Below are 22,219 nucleotides of genomic sequence, written 5' to 3'. Positions count from 1 at the left end.
TCCTTAATTTTTATATGCGTCACTTAGAGAGCTAAATTCAGCTATCTTATAGCGATCCTTTAATCTATCTCTAATCACAGAGCTATCTAGATTATCGCTAAGTTCTATCACAACATCGAAATAATCAGCCGCTATCAAATCATCACTCTCACTAAGCGTGATAGTAACTAAATCAACATTGAGTTTAGCTAAATATGTTAAAAATTCAGCCAAACTTCCTCTTTTGTTTTCGATACTTAAAATAACCTTATATCTATGCGGAGCATTTCTAGTCCATTTGACAAAGATCATCTCCTCTTTATCACTCATTAATTTTGCGGCTCTCTCACATAGTTTGTGATGGACTGTAACATTGCTATTATTTCTAAATCCTATTATATCATCGCCCCGTTTTGGGTTACAACAATAGTCAAAATCCACACTCTTAATAGTGAAATTTGAATATACAACTATATTGTCAAATTTCTGCTTTTTAACCTCGTGTTTGTCGCTAAATTTAAGCGAAAATAGCTTATCTTTTTTAGAGTGAGTATCTAAAATTTGGACTACCTCTTGTAGATAGACAGAGTCTGTGGCTATTTTTGAAATCTTTTTGCTTAATCCCTCTTCTTCTAACCACTCCAAAATTTTAGCTTCATTAACATTAAATATAGCAGATAAAATATCAATCGATACTTGATAGTTTATATCACGCAACTTTTGGCGACAAAAACTTCTAATAGTCGCCCTAGCCTTCCCAGTCTTAACACTATCAAGCCAACTACAACGATATTTGGCCTCATCTCCTGTGATAATGCGGACTATATCTCCATTTTTTAACTCAGTTAATAAAGGAACCTTTATCCTATTTATATAAGCTTCTTTAGCATGTAGGCCAACTTCGGAGTGAATTTCATACGCATAATCCAAAGCCGTAGCACCCCTAGGAAGTGTAAATATTCCACCTTTTGGCGAATATACTGCTATATCTTCTACATATAAGCTATCCTTAGCATACTCATATAGATCCTCAATGCTCTTATCATCGCTCTCTTGAGCTTTAATATCACTTAACCAATCAAGCTTAGGCGATACCAAGCCACCGCTTTTATACTTCCAATGAGCCGCCACCCCATACTCTGCGGTTTTATGCATATCAAATGAGCGAATTTGAGCCTCGATAATAGTTTTATTATCAAAAATTGTCGTATGGATCGTTTGATATCCATTTTGCTTTGGCAAGGCGATATAATCTTTAAATCTTGATATTAATGGGTTAAAATTCATATGTATAATACCAAGTGCCAAATAGCAATCTTTTGGATTATGTACTAAAATTCGAATTGCTAAAAGGTCTAAAACCTCTTCTAGGCTAATGCCTTTTCTTTGCATTTTTAAATATATTGAGTAGTAGTGTTTGATTCTCTTTTGCATAACAAAGCTATCTTCAGAAAAGCCATTTGCCAAAAGCTTTTCGCTAACCTTTTGGCTAAATGAATTTATCTTTAATTGAAGTTGTTGCTTATGCTCATTTATATATGACTCTATCCCAGCATACTCTTTAGGCATAACATATTTAAAACTCAAATCCTCTAATATATTCTTAATAGATGATATACCGAGTCTATGAGCGATTGGCGCATACACCACCAAGGTCTCTTCTGAAATTCGCTTTTGCTTCTCTGGTCTTAATACATCCAAAGTTAGCATATTGTGTAATCTATCACAAAGCTTGATAATCAAAACCCTAACATCTTCTATAGATACCAAAAGCATCTTTCTAAATGTCAAGGCCGAAGCTGCCAACTTCTCATTAGAACTAGAGCTTATAAGCTCATTTTCTCTAATAGCTACAATCTTTGTAAGTCCACGCACTAATAGCGCTACCTCTTCACCAAATTCAAATTGTAGCTCCTCTTCAGTGCATTCTGTATCTTCTACTACATCATGGAGCAAAGCAGCAATGAGCATACTCTCATCGCCACCCATGTGCGCTACAAATGAACAAACCAAAATCGGATGAATAGAGTATGGCTCACCACTCTTTCTAAACTGCCCATCATGTAATCTAATACAATAATCAACAGCCTTTAAAAGCATCCCCGTTGGCTTAGCCACAGAGTATAAAACATCCTTTGCCGACTCTATGCTTTTAGCACAGACAACTTCATCTATAAGCTGCTCTAAGAGCTGCTCGCTATCTATTTGATTCAATTATTCCCTCTAAAGATACTTTACCTTGAGCTATCTCTAAAAGTGCTATATCTGTATATTTCATCTTTTGAGCATTTGCATCTACTAAAATTTGTGCGCCATTTGCTATAGCTTCAGCCCTTTTAGCCACAAAAAGCGCTAATTTATATCTATCATCACCCACAGCTTCTAAAGCCTTAGCAGCTATCTCTTCTATTCTCATTATCTTCCCTTCTTATAAATTTTTAACTATTGAGCAGTTAGTATAATCACCATTTGCAATTTTTAATAAATTCCCATCTTCAAACATATTACAAACTACAATCGGAAGAGCATTATCCTTAGCCAAAGCTATAGCAGTATCATCCATAACTTTTATATTATCTTCCATAGCTCTTTCATAGCTTAGCTCATTTAACAGCTTTGCGTCGTTAAATTTCATAGGATCTTTATCATAGACGCCATTTACCTTTGTAGCTTTGATAATCATATCAGCATTTATCTCAATAGCCCTTAAAGTAGCAGCCGTATCGGTAGTAAAAAATGGATTTCCAGTCCCAGCAGCAAATATCACAACTCTTTTTTTCTCTAAATGTCTTTGGGCTCTACCTGTGATAAATGTCTCACATATAGCCTCCATCTTAATAGCACTTTGAACTCTTACATCAAGTCCTGAATGCTCCAACGCCTCACGCATAGCAATAGCATTGATAACAGTAGCTAGCATCCCCATATGATCGCCACTTGTCCTTTTGATGATGCCACCTTGGGCTGCGCTTACACCACGGATTATATTGCCACCACCAATTACAATGCCTACTTCAATATCGCTATTTACCAAAGACTTAATCTCACCAGCAATATACTTTAAAATATGAGAATCAATCCCAAACCCATTACCACCAGCAAGTGCTTCACCAGAAAATTTAACTAAAATTCGCTTATTTTTACTCATTACCATCTCCATAAAATTTGGCAATTATATCTAAAACAAATTAAAAAACGCATTAATCAATATTAAATTCAAACCAATCAATTCATAGCGATCAATTCAAGCGGATTTATATGATAGTTTTTTTGCGTAACTTCAAAGGTCAAATCTTGTTTCACTCGCCCTATAACATAGCCTTTTTTCACCTTTTGACCTACTTTGATAGTAGGAGCAATCTTATCTAAATGAGCATAAATTGTGTGAATTCCATTGCCATTTTCTACTATTACCACCTTATCTAATACCGGTGTTTCTTTGGCAAATACAATTGTCCCAGCTAAAACATTTTTCACCCTAGCATCTGTAGTAGCTGAGCGAAGTACGACAGATTCATTAAAAATTTTGATATTATAAACAGGATCAACATAATCGCCAAATTTTTGCTTTACACTAAATTTATCCAAAGGCGCAATGGTTTTAGAGCCACTATATCGCTTTACATTACCTGCTTGATAGCTTGTACCTATCACTCTTACATCATCGTTTTTAGCTGTAGTTTGGGTTTGCTGCTTTGGTTGTTTTTTTGGTTTTATAGCTAAAATTTGTAAGCTCTCAAGCGTTTTTCTCATCTCATCTTGCTGTTTTTTGATATCGGCTAACTTTTTAGAATATATATTCTTATCTTGGTTTAAAATCTCTAAATTTTTCTTTTGCTTAGTTTGGAGCGATTTTAAAGCTTTTTGCTTTTGGCGAAATTCTTTTAAATCAAATTTAATCGATTCAATCTTTTTTGATTGTGATTTTATCAAATTTGTAGTCTCTTCATAATCTTGAGCTAATTTTTTAAATTCACTATTCATTACACTATTTAAATTTTTTAAAATCTCAGTTGCTATTATGCTATCTTGACTCTCACTATAATCATTTGGCGCTACTAAATCGTAGGCAAAATCTTCACTTATAATTTTGACTAGCCTAAGCTCCATATCTTTTTGACTACGAATTAGCTCACCATTTTGGCTAGTAAGCTTATCTAGTTCAAGATTAGCACTATGAGCACTATCTTCTAATTCCTCAACTTGCTTAGCTAGCTCTTCAATCTGCTTAGCAGTATTTTGCACAGCTTTATTGCCAGCAATTATATCATTAGCTAACTCTTCAAGTTTTTTATTTATCTGGCTTTCAAGCTTTTTGGCTGAATCAATACTATTTTTTTGATCTTTAATTTTATCAGATATGTTTGCGCTGAAAAGTGAAGAAAAAATCAAGCCAATAAACAAAAATCTAATCATTTACGAACGCCTTGAAAATAGCATAACAAGACTAACTGCGATAATAGATATACTAATAGAAGCACTAAATAAAATCAAAGCATCACTAAAAAGATTTAAATTTGGCTGTTCAAATCCAATAGAAAAAATTGCGCTTTGAAAACTAGGAAGTGCTGGAAAAATCGCATAAAATACCACAACAAGCGTAGTAGCAATAATACTATCAACCACAGCAAGCTTATAAAGCATAGCAGATTTTAGCCAATACGGCGCCCCAAAAAGAGTCATAATCTCAACACGCCTACGGTGCTCATAAAGCCAAATTCTCATCTGTTTAAACACCAAAACAAGTCCTAAAAGTCCAACCATAAACGCAAAACACTCAGCTACATTTTTAGATAAAACTAGCATATTATAGACTTGGTCGTGCGTTTTAGAAAATGTCTCGACTCGCTTTATACCTTGAATTTTGCTCAAATTTTCTTTAATATCTTCCATTGTCTCTTTTGATGGAAATTTAGTCAGTTTGAGTGAGTAGAATTTTGGTAAAATACTAATTAGTACAGATATATTCTTAGATGATATATCATTTTTAAGGCGGTTTAAAACACTTTTTGGATCAAGACTAGTAAGAGAAGCAAAAGTAGGAATAAGCGAAATTAATGACTCTTGGTTTAGATTGTTTTCTGAGACAATTATAATATTATAATCATTTGCCATTTTTATTTCATAATCACTCACAAATTTGCCCAGCATCAGACTAAATTCAATCGCAAAAAGCAAAATTAAAAGTGGAAAAATAACACTAATATGGCTCTTAAATGATCTCATTTATCTCTCCATTTGATAACTCAAAGTGGCGATAATGCATTCTTAAACCTGCTGGAATCTTATGCGTTACGACCACTACGCAAGTACCAAGCGCTTCTCTTGCTGAACGAAGCAACATCCATATTACTTCGCTTGAGTAATCATCTAAACTTCCAGTTGGCTCATCACATAATAGCAACTGAGGATTATGAGCCAAAGCTCTAGCCATAGCAACCCTTTGCTGCTCTCCACCACTTAATTCAAGCGGAAATCTATCAGATTTATGCAGTAAATTTACATGATTTAAAAGCTTTGCGGCTTGCTTTTTGCACACACTTTGATTATAACCTTTAATAATTAGTGGAAGCATTACATTTTTTTCTACATTCCATTCATTTATTAGGCGAAAATCTTGGAAAATTATTCCAACTCTTTGACGAAGAAGTGCTAAACTAGAATGATTAATACCTTTAAGTTCATTTAAGCAGACATTTAAACTTCCATCACTAATAGCCATATCGCCATACATAGAGCGAATTAAAGTAGATTTACCACTGCCGCTTTTGCCAGTAATAAAGACAAAATCGTTGACATTGATGCTAAAATTTGCCTTATTTATAACTCTAAAACTCTTATCATACTCTAAAATCAGATCTCTAGCTTCTACAATGTGGCGCATTTTAGCATATCCTCTAAATTATTATGAGCCTTAATATTTTCTGGTGTTAGTAACGGTTTTTTAAACAAATAGATAGTATTTTGTCTAGAAATTAATAAATATCTATGCTCTGGTCTATAAAAAGACCCAAACGCTACTCTAACTAATGCATCACCATTGTCTAAAATATAAATTCGCTCTAAATGGATAAAATGATCGCTATATTTTATAGTTTTATTAGCAAAATTTGATTTTATATATTCTAATTCTAATCCACTAAACTCAAATTTAAAATCCAAATCTAACTCATCACTACTACCATAAAAAGCGCAAATTACATCATAAATATCCTTATTTTGTCTAATCCACCTATCTTCATACTTGCTTGAAATCTCTAAAAATCTGTTTTTAAATATCTGTATATTGGCATTTTTAAGATCCATAAAGCAACCAATTGTAAAATCTGTATAATCCCTATCATCGCTTCTTAGCTCAAATGTTCCACCATCTTTTAAAGTACGCTGACACTCCAAGGCAAATTGCGGACTAACTACTCGACGCATTTTGCTCTTACCCCACGGTACTGGAAAGTGCAAAAATAGCCTATCTATACTATTTGATTTAAGCAAGCTCATCACCAATCTAGCATCTAAATTTAATAAAACGATATTTTTTAGCCCATTTATTCCAGCTAAATTTTCTACTTGCAAACATGCTGGCTTATAGACTTCTATACCGATTATAAGCGCTTCTGGATTTTCTTTTGCTTGATAAAGCAAGTGCCTACCACTACCAAAGCCAATCTCTACAAAAATCCTCTTATACTCACAGTCTTCAAGTCTATTTAGCAATTCATCGCTATTTATTATATATTTGCTCTCTAAATTTTTAGGCTTCTTAACTGCTGTAGCTTGGCTTATTACATCGCTAGCAAATAGCTGCTTATAAGCCTCCAGCGCCATTTGCACAGCTTCAAGCTTAGCTGGTCTAGTAAGCTTATCGCACTTTATTACATAGCTATTGCCTCTATCTTTTACTACTAGGCAAAACTCGCATCCAAGTGCTTTAGTATATATTAATTTCTCATCATTACTTTTAGCTTCCCAGATAAATTCAACTTCATTAAATTTAACCGGAAGTTCTACATTTTTTAAATTTTTTGCTACAATATTTGGCATTATTTAGTTATCACCACTGCTTTTTGACTATATTTAGACTCTAAGCCATATTCATCAACGGCTTGAATCTTATATGTATATTCTACACCTTTTTGAACCTGAGTATCGCTATAACTTAACCCATCGATATCATAAATGATATCCTCACCATTGCTACTTGTTTTTGTGATTTTATATTTAAGCGCCCTTGAGTCACTACTTTGATTCCAACTAAGCTCTACTAATGAACCATTAAATCTAGCATAACTAAATACCGGTTCTTTAGGTGCTGACAAGGTTGAGCCTACTACTGAAGCATTTTGACGAGGGCTTTCTAAACCATCTCTATCTACTACTGTAACTTTATAATGATAATTTACCCCATTATCATTGATTAAGTCCTCATATTCTGTTGCTGTCGTTGTTGCAACCTTAGTCATTGGAAAGATATCATTTGTTGCTCTATAAATAGCATAATGGTCAAAATCATCATTTGAATTTGGCTCCCAAGTTAGGATAATTTTTTTAGGCAAATTCACACTAGCGCTTAAATTTATAACCATATTTGGCAATGCTTTTGTCTGTGCATCTACTACCTTGCTTGGTGCTGATATTATGCCGTTATAAGTTTTAACTGAAATTCGATATCTATAATTCTGTCCCGGCTCAACATCATTATCTATATATTCGACATTTAATCTACCATTTATACGAGCAACTTCGTGCCAGTTGTTGCTTGATAAAGCACTTTTTTCTAATATATATGAAACCACTCGCAAATCTGGATGAGGACGCCATAAAACTTTTATCTTATTTGGCAAACCATAAAGTGCTTGGATAAATGATACAGACTCGATTAACGGCATAGTAGTAACGCTAATCCTTTCTCCTTCAGCTGATATATTACCTTGATTATCATATGTTCTAAGCTCGTAAATATACTCAGTTGATGGAGCTAGATTACTATCTACATAGTGAGTAATAAATTTATCTTCAAGCTTGGCAATTGCATTTAGCTGATTATTTGCATTTGGATTTGAGCGATATAGGTAAAATCCACTAATATTGCTTTGAGCCATAAGTGGCCACTCAAATGCAATTTCAGTCATATCGCTAATAGTCTTTAATCCACTCATTGTAGGCAAATCTGGATTTATCTGCGTTGTCTTAGTCATAACGCATCCACTGAGCAATACCCCCAAAGATATCACACAAGACGCTAATATTCTCATCTACTATCTCCTTATTAAATTCCTTACTAATTAGTTCATAAAACTCACTAGGCAAAGGGGCTTTAAATTCCATAATTTGATTACTTTTAGGGTGAATCAATCTCAAAATATAAGCGTGTAAAAAAATTCTGCTTATTTTATCACTATTGCTCTTAAAACCATATAAATCATCACCTAAAATGTGCCTATTAATGCTAGCTAGATGAACACGAATCTGATGTGTACGTCCAGTAAAAAGTTTTGCTGAAATTAAATTTACTCTACGATTTTGACTTGAAATGATATTAGCAAAGGCTGATTTTGCCGGCTTTCCACTGCTTACTACTGCGTTTTTTAGGCGATTTTGAGGATGTCTACTAATTGGTCTGTCTATAACGCAATTTTCCTTAAGTGGTAAATCACAAAGTGCTAAATAAATTCTTCCCATATCTTTACTACTTAGCTGTTGACTTAGTGCTGTATGTGCTTGATTATTTTTTGCTACAACCATTACCCCGCTAGTACCTTTATCTAGCCTATGTACTATTCCAGCTCTCTCTGTTCCACCTAAACTTGAAAGCGTATAACCCTTTTGCTTTAACCACTCAACAAGAGTGGCCTCTTTTACGCTTGGTGCTGGATGAACAGTAACACCAATTGGTTTATTGATAACTAAAATATCGCTATCTTCATATAAAATTTCTACATCAAACTCAGCTTTAAATTCGCTTTGAATTGGAGTAATTTGCGGTTTTATAAGAGATATTTTATCGCCTAAATTTAGAGCAAAACCAGCTTTTGTAACTATTTTACCATTTACACTTACGCTACCGTTTTTAATGAGATTAACTACTTGATTTCGTGAGACTTGAAGCTTGGCAGCTAATTCTTGGTCAAGCCTTAAAGTCTGCGATGATATAAATTCAGTCAATATTAACCCTTTTTTAGCTAGAATTCTAGCTAATTTTTGCTTAGGTTTGAATTTTGATACTACTAGATAAGAGAATTTTAACACATTTTGATTATGTTCAGCCAGCACTTATACTTCCGATTATATTTCTCTCATATAGCCTAATAAACGAAGCTAGCGATATGCTCTCAGCTAAGATGATAGCCTATTTTATAATTGGCTTTGGGGCGTTTATGCTATTTTTTTTGTTACCGATTCGTAAGCTTGAATGGCTCATTCCTAGTGTATATTGGATTAATATAATTTTGCTTTTGAGTGTAGAATTTGTCGGTGTTAGCAAGCTTGGAGCGCAAAGGTGGATCGAGATACCATTTATAAATTTCACTATCCAACCTAGCGAGATTATGAAGCCTGCTTTTGTCTTGATGTTAGCTTATATCATCAAAAAAACTCCCCCCGATGAAAATGGATATAACTTTAAACAATTTTTAAAAATTAGCTTTTATATCCTTCTACCATTTTTTTTAATCTTAAAAGAGCCAGATCTAGGCACGGCTCTTATGCTATTAATTACTGGCTATGGGGTACTATTTATAATCGGAGTAAATCGCAAAATTTGGATTAGTATTGCTTTGTTAATTGGAATTTGCTCACCTATTTTGTACGAAAATTTACACGATTATCAAAAGCAAAGAATAGCTGACTTTATAAGCGAAAAGCCAAGTTATCAAGTAAGGCAAAGTATTATAGCAATCGGTAATGGCGGTATAACTGGTAAAAGTATTGATGAAGCTACACAAACTAAATTTAAATTCCTACCAATCGCCACTAGCGATTTTATCTTTGCTTATACGGTTGAGAGATATGGATTTATTGGTGGTGCAGGACTAATTATGCTATATGGATTTTTAATTATGCATCTTTTAAGCTTAAATTACAAACTTAAAGATGAGTATTTTATCAAAGCTGCAGTAAGTGCTGTAGCGCTTTTAATCTTTATTTATGTTAGTGTAAATATCTTTATGACAATAGGTTTTGCGCCAGTAGTTGGAATCCCTCTGCCTTTTTATAGTTATGGTGGAAGTAGTTTTATTACTTTTATGTGTCTATTTGGGATTTTACAAAATCTATTGACCTTTAGATTTGACAAGACCAATAGATTTGTTAAGATTAATTTTTAATCTTTAGTTAGCTCTAAAATCTCTTTTTTAATCTCATCTTTTGTTAAATTTGAGATCTCTTTATAAAATTTTCCATTTCTTTTAAATAGATAAACTGAAGAACTATGAGCTACACTATAATCCATCGCTGAATTTTGTAAATTTACAATTGCGTATTTGGCGTTGTAGTTTTTTACAACTTTTTTTAACTCATCTTCTTTCATCTTTAAGCATACTGAATTTGAGTAAAAATACTTAGCAAATTCATCACACTCTTTTTCGCTATCTCTTTGTAAATCAAGCGTAACAAATAGTATTTTAATATCATTATTAAGCTTCATTTCATCGATCACAGATGACAAAATAGTAAGAGTCGATGGGCAGATATCAGGACAAAATGTATATCCAAAATATAATATTTTATACTCATCTTTAAAGCTTGTTATATTGACATTTCCAAGTGTGCTATTAGCGTCAAAATCATATTTGGCTATCTTAAGCCTATTATCAACCAAATTATAAACACCAAAAGCTAAAATAATCAATAAAATAGCATAAATTAATCTTTTCATAAATCACCCCAAAATCAAGCAAAGATTATGTAATAATTAGAATAAACTCCTTGTAAGATAAATTTACAAGGAGAAGAGTAGCTATTTATTTGCTCTTTCGATATACTCGCCACGGACAGTATCGACACGGATAACTTCGCCCTCAAGCACATGAAATGGTATCTGTACTACAGCGCCACTCTCTAGGGTTGCTGGTTTTTTATTGCTACCTTGAGTATCACCTTTGAAATTTGGTTGAGTTTCAACTATTTTTAACTCCACTACTTGCGGTACTTCTACGCCAATTGCTTTGCCATTATGGAATAGAATTTGAACCATCATACCATCTATCATCCACTTTTTAGCTTCACCAACATCATCATCAGCGATAGCCACTTGCTCATATGATTCAACATCCATAAATTGAGAATATTCACCATCATCATAGAGATATTGCATCTCTTTTTCTACTAGATTTGGAGCTTCGCATTTATCACCAGCGTGGAAAGTCTTTTCTAATACTTTACCATCAAGAAATGATTTAATCTTTACACGAACAAATGCCGCACCTTTACCTGGTTTGACATGTTGATACTCAACAATCTTATAAGGCTTACCATCAATTTCAATTTTTAAGCCCTTTTTTAAATCGCCCATAGAGTATGTAGCCATATTTTCTCCTTTTAAATTAATACTGCGTATCTAGCCCAAACACACGCATCAAGTGCATTTAACTGGTCTAAAATATCTTTTTTAATATCTTCATCAACTAATATAACAGCCAAAGCAAAACCATCATTATCCCTGCCTAATCTAAAATCAGCAATATTAATCTTAGATTTAGCTAAAATCCCGCTAATATCACTTATAACACCTGGTATATCACGATTTTTAAATACTATCATTCTGCCTTTTGGTTTAAAATCTGTTTTAAATCCATTTACGCTTACAATTCTCTGCTCTGTCTCACTAAAGACCGTTCCGCCAACGCTTACAGAGTCTTCATCTGTGATTAGCTTGATTGTTAATTTGCTTTTATATCCGCTTGCTGGGACTATAGTTGTAGATACTTCAATCCCTTTTTCAGCTGCTTTTAATGTGGCATTTTCATAATTTATAGTATCACCTAAAACATCTTTTAAAGCACCCGCTATAGCAAATGATAACATCGGTTCAGCATAGTTAGATACTTCACCTTCAAGCTCTAACCTAATAGCTTTAATCTGTTTTTTACCGCTAAGTTGAGAAGCAAAATACGCCATCTTAGGTAAAAGCTCTGTATAAGGCGCTACAAATGGCGGTAAATCCTCTACTTTCACAGGTAAATTCAGAGCATTTGGATAGCAAATTCCCCTTGCAGCACTAATAGCTTGTTCAGCAGCATCTATAGCAATATTTTTTTGTGATTCATAAGTATTGGCACCTAGGTGTGGAGTAGCGCTTACATTATTTAAATCTAGCAATGGATGATCATTTCCTGGCTCTTTGACAAATACATCTATACCAGCATAAGCGATCTTACCGCTTTTTAAATTCTTATAAAGCGCATCTTCATTATATAAGCCACCACGAGCGCAGTTAATAAGTCTAACGCCATCTTTCATTTTGGCAATTTGCTCTTCATCTACCATATTTGTAGTCTCTTTATTTTTTGGTGTATGAATTGTAATAAAATCACAACCTAAAATATCATCAAAATTAGTAGTATATGTAGCTCCCATATCAGTAGCTTTGCTAGGATCAATATATGGATCATATGCTATAACTTTCATACCAAAAGCAAGACTTCTATATGCTACTCTAGAGCCGATATTTCCAAAACCGATAACTCCTAAGGTTTTGCCATAAAGCTCATTTCCGTACCATTTTTCACGTTTCCAAACACGATCTTGTTGTAAATCATTTACAGAATTGATATAATTTCTAGCACTATTTAATAGGTGACACATAGTCATTTCAACAGCTGCAATTGTATTTGCAGTTGGCACATTCATAACTATAATGCCCTTTTTTGAAAAGCCATCTATATCAACATTATCAACACCAACACCAGCACGAACTAGGGCTTTTAGCTTAGTAGCTGCATTTATAAATTTCTCGCCACAATCAGTTGAACTACGAGTAATTGCCACATCAGCCTCGCCTAAAATATCTAAAAGCTTATCTTTTGGCATATCTACAGCATCTATAACTTTGATATCTTTTTGAGCATTTAAGATCTCAAATCCAACTGGATGAATAGCATCGCATACTATAACTGTTTTCATAGGTTAATTTCCTTTAAAGTTGTATGAATATTATATTTTTTGAGTTCATTAGCTACACTTAAGGCTATATCTTTATTATCTGTATCTATATAAATGGTAGCTTGATCGCCATCTTTTACAATTGTAAAATTTACATTAAAATCTTTAATAACTCTATTTATACAAAACATAGAATAAAAATCACATCTATCGATAATTAACATATAGTATCTTGAAATATATTTTTCAAATTTACTCTTCTCGCCTATCTCGATTATCATCAAATTTGTAGGTAGTACGGAGTCTTTTTTTTCAAACTCCGCAATCTTCTCAAGCCAATTATCTGATTTTTGATAGTTGTATTCTAAATCTACACCACTATTACTAGTATGAATAGATGGTGAGGATAACCCTGAATTTAAATAAGCAAACAAAGATATAAACCCACCAAAAACTACTACAAATATAACAGCTAAAATTAGATAAAGGCTGTTTTTTTTCATAGCTTAATTATGCTAGTTGCTCTTTAATAATATCGCCAAGCGTCATTTTATCATCATTATTGATTTCATTTAAAACTTCACGCTCTTTTTGTTTAGCTAATCTTTTCACGCTTAGGCGAATTCTATTTTTTTTCTCATCGATAAAAGCAATAGCAGCCTCGATTTTATCCCCAATTTTTAAAGAATCAATATTAAGTGAGCCAATATCTTCTTTACGAATTAAAGCATCTACATTATCATCTAAGCTTACAAATACACCAAAATCTTTAATATCTCTTATAGTGCCATTTACAATATCTCCTATAGAGTGAGATTTAGCATATTCCATAGCTGGGCTAGCCTTTAAATCTTTTTGGCTTAGAGAAATTTTTTGCTCTTTTGGATCGATTTTAATGATTTTTACCTCTACCTCGTCACCGGCTTTAAAGATATCTTTACATTTATCATTTCTATCCCAAGATGAGTCTTCATTGTGTAATAAACCTTCCAATCCACCAACTCTTACAAATGCACCAAAGTTTGTAAGTGTAGTTATCACGCCTTTTACAATATCGCCCTCTTTAAATTTAGCACTAAATTCATCAAATGGTTTTGGAAGTAGGTTTTTCAAGCTCACTCTTAAACGGCGACTAGTTGGATTGATCTCAATAACTTCTACATCTAATTCTTCATTTTCTTTTATAAATTCTTTTGGATTTTTGATATTTTTATCCCAAGAAATTTCGCTAATATGTAAAAATCCCTCAATATCATTACCCAAATCAACAAAGGCACCATATGGTTCAATATTGCTTACAGTTACTTTAATAGTATCGCCAACTTCTAGGCCATCTTTAATTTCATCCCACGGATCTGGAGTAGCGGCTTTAATTGATAGCGATAGATGTTTTTTCTCATTATCATATTTAATGATTTTCACATCTACTTTATCGCCCTCTTTATATATAGTATTTGGATTTACTGGTCCTTTATAGCTAATTTCACTATAATGAACTAGTCCATCTATACCGCCTACATCAACAAACATACCATATGTAGTGATTTTTTTGATAGTTCCTTCGATTACATCAGTATTTTCTAAAATTGCAGACACTATCTCTTTACGTTTTTTTCTATCTTCGTCAACTAGTTTTTTACGTGATACAATGATACTTTGATCATCTTTATCGATTTTAATAACTTTAACTTTAAAGCTTTTGTTCATAGCTTGATTTGGATCTTTAAATCCACTTTGTGATCTAGGCATGAAGAACTCGATACCATCATCATTAACAGCGACAAATCCACCCTTATTTTTTGAGATGATTTTTACATCAAATATATTTTCAGCCTCTTCATTAAAATTATCTATGAAAGCTTTTACCTTCTCTTTTCTAAGAGCTTTTTTATGAGATACGCTAGGTCTGCCATTTCTAGAGCCTGTTACTGCTACCTTGATAACATCACCGATTTTATGTACTAGATTTCCGTTTTCATCGGTAATCTCAGATATATGCATTACGCCTTCAGATTTTTTGTGTACATCTACATACACTTCGTCATCTTTTATATTTACGATGACACCATCACACACAGTAGCTTCTTCACTCTTTAAAGACTCTTCAAACATAGTAGCAAAATCTTCATCTAGGTCGATTTTGTCAATTTCATTATGAACGAATTTATTCGCCTCAGCCATCTTGTTCCTTTTTATCTATAGATTTTCTTTCTGCTTTAAAGCATTTAAGTACTCAATTTTACCTTTTTTTAGCTTTATATTATATTAACTATTGCAAATTTTATCGATATTTTCAAGCTCTTTTATAACATTTTGAATAACCCACTCAGGCGTACTAGCTCCAGCGCTTACTCCGCATATCTTTTTATTTTTAAACCATTCTGAATTTAGCTCATTTTGGCTCTCTATTAGATAGCTATCTTTACATAAATTTTTAGCTATTAAATATAACTGCTTGGTATTGGATGAATTTTTACCACCCACAATCACCATTACATCTGCCTTTAAAGCTAACTCTCTTACAGCTTCTTGATTTTCTAATGTTGCGTTACATATAGTGTTAAATACTCTAACCTCTTTTACCCTTTGCATTAGATAGGTGACAATTGAGATAAATTCTTCAATTTTTTTGGTTGTTTGAGAGATGACGGCTACTTTTTGTGGTAGTTTTGTACTTTTTAGCTCATCGATTGATAAGACTACATGGACAGGTTTGCTTGAGTAGCTCATAACGCCTCTAACCTCAGGATGGTTAATATCCCCAAAAATCACTATTTCATAGCCTTCATTGCTCATCTTTTCAACGATATTTTGAGGTTTAGTGACAAAAGGACAGGTCGCATCTACTATTTCAATTCCTGTAGTTTTGAGCTTTTCTAAATCCCCTTTTGTGATGCCGTGAGTGCGGATAATTGCTCTTTTTTCATCGGTTAATTCGCTTATATTTTTTAAGGTTTTAACCCTGAAATTATCTTTTAATCTATTAATCTCTAAGCTATTATGGATAAGCTCACCGATTGTAGCAGATGTGGATTCTTGTGATCCAGCTGAATTTTCAGCAATCTTAATCGCCCTTTTAACACCAAAGCAAAATCCATAATTTTTAGCAAGTTCAATCTTCAACTCTAGCCCCCAGCATTCGTAAAAAATAGCTAAATTTAGGAAAAGATGTAGCGATAAATTCGCTTTTTGATATATCCATACCGCATTTTAGCCCAAGCACCGCAAAACTCATAGCGATCCTATGATCTCCATGGCTATCAACTAATGCCCTATTTGGCTTAGTACCGACAATCCAAAATCCATCTTCATACTCTCCAGCCTCTATCCCACAAGCTTTTAGGGCGTTGATAGTTACGCTAATTCTATCGCACTCTTTTACTCTAAGCTCAGCTGCATTTCTAAGCTCACTTTTGCCCTTAGCACAAGCAAAAGCGATAGCAAGAGCTGGGGCTTCATCAATGAGCCATGAGATATTTTTATCCACGATAATAGCATTTAATTCATCACCGATAATCTCGATATCACCGATATCTTCATACTGAGAACTAGTAAGAGTATAATTGATTTTCGCTCCCATTTTTTCTAACACTTTATAAGCTTCAATTCTAGTTTTATTAAGTAAGATATTTTTAAATTTCACCCTAGCACCAGGCGTTATAGCCGCCGCTACAGCATAAAAAAAGCACGAGCTAGGGTCATTTGGCACACTCATTATAAGTGGTTTTAGCTTTTTTGAATTTAGCGGTTGGACTATGATTTTACCATTTTTATAGCTGATATCAGCGCCCATTCCTTTTAGCATTCTTTCACTATGATCTCGGCTCAATTCTGGTTCGCTAAATTCACAACCCTTCGCACAAAGTCCAGCTAATATTAAGGCGCTTTTGACCTGTGCCGAAGATATCTTAGAATCGTAGCTAAAATAGTCTAAGTTTCTGCCTCTAATAGCGATCGGTGCTTTATTAGCACTATCTCTACCATCGATAGTAGCACCAACTTTCATAAGCGGTTCAGCGATTCGCCTCATTGGGCGTTCATTTAGATACTCATCACCACTTAATACATAAAATCCATCGCAACCTGCTAAAAGCCCCATATATATTCTCATCGCAGTTCCAGAGTTGCCGCACTCTAAAACTGATTTAGCCGAGCTAATTTTGGTTGGTGGAGTGATATAGTATTTATTATCAATTTTTTCGATTTTGGCGCCAAGTTTTTTAGCAATTTCTAATGAATTTAAAGTATCTTCAGCCTCAAGATAATCGCTAATTACACTCACCCCATCACTCAAAAGCGAAAATATCGCACACCTATGGCTAATGGATTTATCTGTTGATACTAGGTCAAACTCTACATCAAATTTTGATTTTAAAGGCTCTACTCTCATCTTAATCCAATACCCAAATTCTCTTTTAATGCTCTTAAAATACTATCCATAATAGCTACAATCTCTTCATCTTCAAGGGTTTTGCTATCATCTTGAAATGTAAATTTAATACTCAAACTCACGCTATTGCCTAAGCTCTCATCACTATAGATATCAACTGGTAAAAACTCTTTTAAGCTCTTAATTTCTAACTTCTCAATTGTCTCTTTAATGCGGATATAAGGCATATCTTTTGGCATTATGATGCTTAAATCTCTACTTAAGCTTTGGAATTTAGAGTATGGATTTGCTAGTTTTTTTATAGGTTTTAAATTATCAAAATCTATCTCACAAACATAGGTTTTAAATAGGTCTCTGCTTTGTTCTATTGTAGCATTTACTCTACCAATATAGCCGATATAATCACCATTTTGATAGACTTTTGCTTGTTCAAATTCGCTTAGGAATTCAATATCATTTGATTTTCTTAGCTCAATTTTACCTAAAATATTTTGGATTAAATTGGCAAAATGTATAAAATCAATCGTCGCTGGTTTAGCCCCATTTAGAAGTGTTGGCTCACCTATAAGTCCGCTAAAAACAAAACCAAATTTAGCTCTTTGAATCCCATCTTTGTTAATTACATCACCAAATTCAAACAATTTAACCGATCTTTTTGAGTTCTTGATATTAAAGCTAGCTGCATTTAGCAAGTGATTTATTAATGTAGGCTTTAACGCACTTAACTCGCTATTTATAGGATTTAATAGCACTTCAGACGAACACGCCACACCCAACTCTTTAAGCTCAATTGGATTATCAAATAGATAATGCACACTTTCAAAAAATCCTAAATTCGCAGCTTTTTGTCTAATATTACGTGAAAGCTTATATCGCTCATAAGACTCATTTGTGCGATTTTTCTCACTATATTCTAAGGCACGAGCTGGAATATTATCAATCCCAATTATTCTTACAATCTCTTCGCAAATATCATGCGAATTTACAATATCATGACGCCATAGCGGAACTTTAGCATAAATTTGTTCATTATCAGATGTTGCGCTAATCTCAAAGCCAAGCTTTTTAAGAATTCTAGCAATATCTGTGCTACTAATTGTCATTCCAATCATTGCGCTAATCTCAGATGAGCCAAAACCAATAGCAATTGGCTCTCTACTAAGCTGGACTTGCTGAGTACCAGAATATGGTGTGATATTATGATTTTTTGTAAAAATATTAAATAAAATATTCATCGCATAATTTAAATTTGGTTCAGAACCACGAGTTGAACGATAAGCAAACTCATCTTTTTTAATATCTTTATCGTTGCCTAAAATCTCTGAGATTAAATTTGGCTCTATATAACTAGCCTCTATAATAGCTATTTTACTATTTTCATCCACTCTTGCATCGTCATTTTGACTAATGCCTGCAATGCTTAAAAGTCTATCTCCGCAGTGAATTCCGTATGCGCCATTTTCAAGCTTTTTTATAGTTAAAGCTATCTTTTCATCACTACTACTAGCTAACTTACCATGGTCATAAGCCCTAAATATAACTCCTGTATAATGAGTTAGGCACTCTAAAAGTCGCTCTAAATTCGTAGTCTTTTGCGATCCTATTAATGCGGCTCTTAATGCTAATTTTAAGCTTTCTTTAAAGCCTTCACCTATCTCAATAGCCCTATAAGCAAAAGCACCATTAATCAAAGCTTCACAATGTACGCTAACTAAACGCCCAATTCCAAGCTGTCTATCATCTTCATTTATTGCTTTTTCATCTCGTAAAATAAGATCAAGAGCGCATGAAAGATCTCTGGCTATACCATAAATACTTAAGCAATCTCCACGATTTGGCGTTAGTTCAATCTCTATAATATCATCATCAAAGATATCAAATTCATTTAAAGCCTTGCCTAAGACTAACTCTCCAATGCTATCATCTAAGATCATAATCCCATCATTGATCTTAGGTAGGCCTAATTCAGTTGATGAGCATAGCATTCCGCTACTTTGGACGCCTCGTAATTTCGCCTCTTTTATCTCTAATCCATTTGGCATCACAGCGCCTACTAAAGCCACAGCAACATATATATCAGCTCTTGCATTTTTCGCACCACAAACTATCTGTAAAACTCTATCTCCTACATCAACTTCACAGACATGCAGATGGTCGCTATTTTCATGTTTTACACAACTCTTAATATAGCCAACTACGATATTATCAGGTATTGTTATATTAGTAACACTATCTACTTCTAATCCAATTGAATTTAGCTTTGCACAGATCTGCTCAGTACTAAAATTTGAAAGATCTATAATCTCATTTAACCAATTTTTGCTTATTATCATTTAAACTGCTCCAATAGTCTAATATCCCCTTCAAATAAGCTTCTAAGATCAGGAATTCTATGAAGCAACATTGCAAAACGCTCCACTCCAAGTCCAAAAGCATATCCGCTTACATTTTTATATCCTACTGCTTTAAATACATTTGGATCTACTACTCCACTACCAAGCACTTCTAACCAGCCTGTTTGCTTGCATACTCTACATCCGCATCCACTACAAAATATACAGCTAATATCAACTTCTGTACTAGGCTCAGTAAATGGGAAGAAGCTAGGGCGAAATCTAACCTTAACATCACCAAACATATATCTTAAAAAATCCTCTAAGATATATTTTAAATTTGCAAAGCTAACTTTTGATTCTTCTTCTACCACTAGACCTTCTACTTGATGAAACATCGGAGTATGAGTAAGATCTAAATCTCTACGAAAAACAGAACCAGGAGCTATCATACGAATTGGTGGTTTTTGATTTAGCATAGTACGAACTTGAACTGGGCTAGTGTGAGTTCTAAGAAGTCTAAAATCTTTTAGATAAAATGTATCTTGCATATCTCTTGCTGGGTGATATTTAGGCAAATTTAAAGCCTCAAAATTATGAAAATCATCTTCTATTAATGGACCAGTCTCGATACTAAAATTTTGTGCTACAAAATACTCAATGATCCTATCCATAGTCTCCATAACAGGGTGTAAAGCACCAGTAGATAAAGGCTCATTAAATAGTGATATATCGATAGCTTCACTCTTCATCTTAGATTTAATATATTCACTTTCTAGGCTAAGTTTTTTCTCATTTAGCTTAGATGTTAGAGTGTCTCTTTTGATATTTAAACTTTGGGCATAAGCCTTTTTATTTTCAGGCTCAACATCTTTTAATCTATTAAATTCAGCCGTAATGCTACCCTTTTTACCAAATAGCTCAAGCCGAATTTGCTCCAATTCATCTAAATTTAGAGCAGAGTCGATCTTGTTAATAATATCTTGCAAACCATATTCCTTAACTAAATTTATTTTTATTGTATCTAAAATTTAATTAAAATAAATTGATACTAATTACTTAAATTCATAATCACAACGATGCCAAATTTAAGCCTATTAAAAAATATTTAAACAACTTTAGTGAAAATCAAAAAATATTCAACATTATAGAAAATTATATAAAATTATCTGATATAATATAGCCAAATTTATATATAGGAGTTTAGATGTCTTGCATTTTTGATAAGATTGTAGCTGGAGAAATCCCTTCAAATAAGGTTTTAGAAAATGATAAATTTTTAGCATTTCACGATATAAATCCTAAAGCGCCTGTTCATATCTTAATAATCCCTAAAAAGCACTATGAAAATTTTCAAGAAATGGATCCAGCTTTAATGGGTGAGATGACTAAATTTATCCAAGAGGTTGCAATAGTAATTGGTGTGGATAAAACCGGATATCGCTTAGTGACTAATTGTGGTGAAAATAGCGGTCAAGAGGTGATGCATCTACACTTCCATATGTTAGGCGGCACTATGCTTAAATGGACTGACAATCACCAACACGACCCAAAAAGTAGCTTCTAAACTACATAAATACCGGCACTGGAGTATTTTCTAAGAAATACTTCGTGCTACCACCTAAGAATATCTCTTTTACCCCATTTTCTCCATAGCTACTAGCTATAACCATATCAAATTCGCCTTTTAGTGTATTTTCTAATAAAGCCTCTCCTGGTATATTTGTGGTAGTAACCACCTCAAATGTAGCATTGATATTATGATACTTTAGATATTCAAGTAATTTTGATTTAGCGTTTAAAGCTGTATCATCATATTTTTTAGTTACGATAATATGAATATTTTTTGCTCTTTTTAAAATATTTATAGAATTTGTTAAACTTCTTGAGATACTTGTAGTACCATTCCAGCCAATTAATATATTATCCATACTAAATTTTTTCATCTCATTTGGGATAATAATAGCATTTTTGCCGCTATTTATTACCGTTGCATCAAATGTAGATGTCGCCTCGCCCTTTAATGGAGTCGCTGCCACAACTAAATCACAAAATTTCGCCTCATACTCATAAAGGCGACTTCGAATTCCATTTTGTGTCTCAAATTTCGCACTTGCTGTGCCTGTGATATCGCCGATGCTGATGCCTAATTCACCGCAAATTTTTTCAAAAATTTGGTAATTTTTGTTTTTTTGATCATTTAATTCAGTAGCAAAAGCACCTTTTAAAGACTCAAACATATTGCTTCTACTAATTGTCATATCTAAATTTGATATTAACTCAAGATCTATCTGAGAAGATAAAAAATCTATATGAGCACCAAATTCCTTAGCAATAAGCAAGCCACCATAAATATGATTTTGTATTTCATCATTATTAACTAATGGACAAAATATTTTTTTGATATTCATAAGCACCC

21 protein-coding genes are annotated in these 22,219 nt (G+C 33.4%); 2 read left to right on the top strand and 19 right to left on the bottom strand.

Translation table 11 applies throughout. The features are described 5' to 3' along the window. Positions 1-3: 3 nt before the first annotated feature. The 9 genes from CIGNP109_RS03370 to CIGNP109_RS03330 all read right to left on the bottom strand — a co-directional run bounded on the left by CIGNP109_RS03370 (position 4) and on the right by CIGNP109_RS03330 (position 9,141). Positions 4-2,079 (bottom strand): RelA/SpoT family protein, encoded by a 2,076-nt coding sequence (locus CIGNP109_RS03370; protein WP_439097828.1) that lies wholly within the window; start codon positions 2,077-2,079, stop codon positions 4-6. A 97-nt stretch (positions 2,080-2,176) separates the two neighbouring features. Next, positions 2,177-2,395: a DNA-directed RNA polymerase subunit omega gene (locus CIGNP109_RS03365; protein WP_086228203.1), complete on the bottom strand. Its 219-nt coding sequence runs from the start codon at positions 2,393-2,395 to the stop codon at positions 2,177-2,179. A gap of 12 nt (positions 2,396-2,407) precedes the next feature. After that, entirely contained in the window at positions 2,408-3,127 is a 720-nt protein-coding gene (pyrH, locus tag CIGNP109_RS03360; protein WP_086226215.1) for a UMP kinase, read from the bottom strand. 77 nt (positions 3,128-3,204) lie between these two features. Beyond that, positions 3,205-4,395 (bottom strand): murein hydrolase activator EnvC family protein, encoded by a 1,191-nt coding sequence (locus CIGNP109_RS03355; protein ID WP_086228202.1) that lies wholly within the window; start codon positions 4,393-4,395, stop codon positions 3,205-3,207. Further along, positions 4,396-5,205, bottom strand: coding sequence for an FtsX-like permease family protein (locus tag CIGNP109_RS03350; RefSeq protein ID WP_179186983.1), 810 nt, complete (start codon positions 5,203-5,205; stop codon positions 4,396-4,398). Then, entirely contained in the window at positions 5,192-5,863 is a 672-nt protein-coding gene (locus CIGNP109_RS03345; protein WP_086228201.1) for a cell division ATP-binding protein FtsE, read from the bottom strand. The genes CIGNP109_RS03350 and CIGNP109_RS03345 overlap by 14 nt, the downstream gene beginning before the upstream one ends. Then, positions 5,848-7,020, bottom strand: a complete 1,173-nt coding sequence (trmB, locus tag CIGNP109_RS03340) for a tRNA (guanosine(46)-N7)-methyltransferase TrmB (RefSeq protein WP_086228200.1) — start codon at positions 7,018-7,020, stop codon at positions 5,848-5,850. The genes CIGNP109_RS03345 and trmB overlap by 16 nt, the downstream gene beginning before the upstream one ends. Beyond that, positions 7,020-8,231, bottom strand: coding sequence for a fibronectin type III domain-containing protein (locus CIGNP109_RS03335; RefSeq protein WP_086228199.1), 1,212 nt, complete (start codon positions 8,229-8,231; stop codon positions 7,020-7,022). Before CIGNP109_RS03335 ends, trmB begins: the two co-directional genes overlap by 1 nt. After that, positions 8,167-9,141: an RluA family pseudouridine synthase gene (locus CIGNP109_RS03330; protein WP_086228265.1), complete on the bottom strand. Its 975-nt coding sequence runs from the start codon at positions 9,139-9,141 to the stop codon at positions 8,167-8,169. The genes CIGNP109_RS03335 and CIGNP109_RS03330 overlap by 65 nt, the downstream gene beginning before the upstream one ends. Before the next feature lie 53 nt (positions 9,142-9,194). On the opposite strand from CIGNP109_RS03330, the gene CIGNP109_RS03325 reads away from it, so the two are divergent. Continuing rightward, positions 9,195-10,301 carry an FtsW/RodA/SpoVE family cell cycle protein gene (locus CIGNP109_RS03325; RefSeq protein ID WP_086224749.1) on the top strand — a complete coding sequence of 369 codons (1,107 nt, stop codon included), beginning with the start codon at positions 9,195-9,197 and terminating at the stop codon, positions 10,299-10,301. Here the strand turns inward: CIGNP109_RS03325 and CIGNP109_RS03320 are convergent. The 9 genes from CIGNP109_RS03320 to pheS form a co-directional block, all read right to left on the bottom strand. Beyond that, entirely contained in the window at positions 10,298-10,852 is a 555-nt protein-coding gene (locus tag CIGNP109_RS03320) for an SCO family protein (protein WP_086224750.1), read from the bottom strand. The genes CIGNP109_RS03325 and CIGNP109_RS03320 overlap by 4 nt on opposite strands. An 81-nt stretch (positions 10,853-10,933) precedes the next feature. Further along, a complete protein-coding gene (gene efp / locus CIGNP109_RS03315; protein WP_086224751.1) occupies positions 10,934-11,503 on the bottom strand; it encodes an elongation factor P in 570 nt (189 codons plus the stop codon). Positions 11,504-11,514: 11 nt separating this feature from the next. After that, positions 11,515-13,098 (bottom strand): phosphoglycerate dehydrogenase, encoded by a 1,584-nt coding sequence (gene serA, locus CIGNP109_RS03310; protein ID WP_086228198.1) that lies wholly within the window; start codon positions 13,096-13,098, stop codon positions 11,515-11,517. Further along, a complete protein-coding gene (locus CIGNP109_RS03305) occupies positions 13,095-13,580 on the bottom strand; it encodes a hypothetical protein (protein ID WP_086228197.1) in 486 nt (161 codons plus the stop codon). The genes serA and CIGNP109_RS03305 overlap by 4 nt, the downstream gene beginning before the upstream one ends. A 7-nt stretch (positions 13,581-13,587) precedes the next feature. After that, entirely contained in the window at positions 13,588-15,258 is a 1,671-nt protein-coding gene (locus tag CIGNP109_RS03300) for a 30S ribosomal protein S1 (RefSeq protein WP_086224754.1), read from the bottom strand. Between the two features lie 84 nt (positions 15,259-15,342). Beyond that, positions 15,343-16,200 (bottom strand): 4-hydroxy-3-methylbut-2-enyl diphosphate reductase, encoded by an 858-nt coding sequence (locus CIGNP109_RS03295; RefSeq protein ID WP_086228196.1) that lies wholly within the window; start codon positions 16,198-16,200, stop codon positions 15,343-15,345. Further along, positions 16,190-17,467: a 3-phosphoshikimate 1-carboxyvinyltransferase gene (gene aroA, locus CIGNP109_RS03290; protein WP_086228195.1), complete on the bottom strand. Its 1,278-nt coding sequence runs from the start codon at positions 17,465-17,467 to the stop codon at positions 16,190-16,192. Before aroA ends, CIGNP109_RS03295 begins: the two co-directional genes overlap by 11 nt. After that, a complete protein-coding gene (gene pheT / locus CIGNP109_RS03285; RefSeq protein ID WP_086228194.1) occupies positions 17,464-19,800 on the bottom strand; it encodes a phenylalanine--tRNA ligase subunit beta in 2,337 nt (778 codons plus the stop codon). Before pheT ends, aroA begins: the two co-directional genes overlap by 4 nt. Further along, positions 19,797-20,789 carry a phenylalanine--tRNA ligase subunit alpha gene (gene pheS / locus CIGNP109_RS03280; RefSeq protein ID WP_086228193.1) on the bottom strand — a complete coding sequence of 331 codons (993 nt, stop codon included), beginning with the start codon at positions 20,787-20,789 and terminating at the stop codon, positions 19,797-19,799. Before pheS ends, pheT begins: the two co-directional genes overlap by 4 nt. Before the next feature lie 218 nt (positions 20,790-21,007). Here pheS and CIGNP109_RS03275 point away from each other — a divergent pair, with 218 nt between their 5' ends. Next, positions 21,008-21,367, top strand: coding sequence for a histidine triad nucleotide-binding protein (locus CIGNP109_RS03275; RefSeq protein ID WP_086224759.1), 360 nt, complete (start codon positions 21,008-21,010; stop codon positions 21,365-21,367). 1 nt (position 21,368) lies between these two features. On the opposite strand, the gene CIGNP109_RS03270 is transcribed toward CIGNP109_RS03275, so the two are convergent. Further along, a complete protein-coding gene (locus tag CIGNP109_RS03270) occupies positions 21,369-22,211 on the bottom strand; it encodes a universal stress protein (protein ID WP_086226228.1) in 843 nt (280 codons plus the stop codon). Between the last annotated feature and the right edge of the window lie 8 nt (positions 22,212-22,219).

The organism is Campylobacter sp. P0109 (genome assembly GCF_002138755.1).
GTDB lineage: Bacteria > Campylobacterota > Campylobacteria > Campylobacterales > Campylobacteraceae > Campylobacter > Campylobacter devanensis.
Note: the sequence above shows the minus strand (reverse complement) of the source record. Positions and strands in the feature narration are given on the sequence as shown.

Bases quoted from the DNA above. Each gene is read 5' to 3' on its own strand.
- CIGNP109_RS03370 (WP_439097828.1), bottom strand. From the start codon at position 2,079: ATGCTTTTAAAGGCTGTTGATTATTGTATTAGATTACATGATGGGCAG.
- CIGNP109_RS03365 (WP_086228203.1), bottom strand. From the start codon at position 2,395: ATGAGAATAGAAGAGATAGCTGCTAAGGCTTTAGAAGCTGTGGGTGAT.
- pyrH (WP_086226215.1), bottom strand. From the start codon at position 3,127: ATGAGTAAAAATAAGCGAATTTTAGTTAAATTTTCTGGTGAAGCACTT.
- CIGNP109_RS03355 (WP_086228202.1), bottom strand. From the start codon at position 4,395: ATGATTAGATTTTTGTTTATTGGCTTGATTTTTTCTTCACTTTTCAGC.
- CIGNP109_RS03350 (WP_179186983.1), bottom strand. From the start codon at position 5,205: ATGAGATCATTTAAGAGCCATATTAGTGTTATTTTTCCACTTTTAATT.
- CIGNP109_RS03345 (WP_086228201.1), bottom strand. From the start codon at position 5,863: ATGCGCCACATTGTAGAAGCTAGAGATCTGATTTTAGAGTATGATAAG.
- trmB (WP_086228200.1), bottom strand. From the start codon at position 7,020: ATGCCAAATATTGTAGCAAAAAATTTAAAAAATGTAGAACTTCCGGTT.
- CIGNP109_RS03335 (WP_086228199.1), bottom strand. From the start codon at position 8,231: ATGAGAATATTAGCGTCTTGTGTGATATCTTTGGGGGTATTGCTCAGT.
- CIGNP109_RS03320 (WP_086224750.1), bottom strand. From the start codon at position 10,852: ATGAAAAGATTAATTTATGCTATTTTATTGATTATTTTAGCTTTTGGT.
- efp (WP_086224751.1), bottom strand. From the start codon at position 11,503: ATGGCTACATACTCTATGGGCGATTTAAAAAAGGGCTTAAAAATTGAA.
- serA (WP_086228198.1), bottom strand. From the start codon at position 13,098: ATGAAAACAGTTATAGTATGCGATGCTATTCATCCAGTTGGATTTGAG.
- CIGNP109_RS03305 (WP_086228197.1), bottom strand. From the start codon at position 13,580: ATGAAAAAAAACAGCCTTTATCTAATTTTAGCTGTTATATTTGTAGTA.
- CIGNP109_RS03300 (WP_086224754.1), bottom strand. From the start codon at position 15,258: ATGGCTGAGGCGAATAAATTCGTTCATAATGAAATTGACAAAATCGAC.
- aroA (WP_086228195.1), bottom strand. From the start codon at position 17,467: ATGAGAGTAGAGCCTTTAAAATCAAAATTTGATGTAGAGTTTGACCTA.
- pheT (WP_086228194.1), bottom strand. From the start codon at position 19,800: ATGATAATAAGCAAAAATTGGTTAAATGAGATTATAGATCTTTCAAAT.
- CIGNP109_RS03275 (WP_086224759.1), top strand. From the start codon at position 21,008: ATGTCTTGCATTTTTGATAAGATTGTAGCTGGAGAAATCCCTTCAAAT.
- CIGNP109_RS03270 (WP_086226228.1), bottom strand. From the start codon at position 22,211: ATGAATATCAAAAAAATATTTTGTCCATTAGTTAATAATGATGAAATA.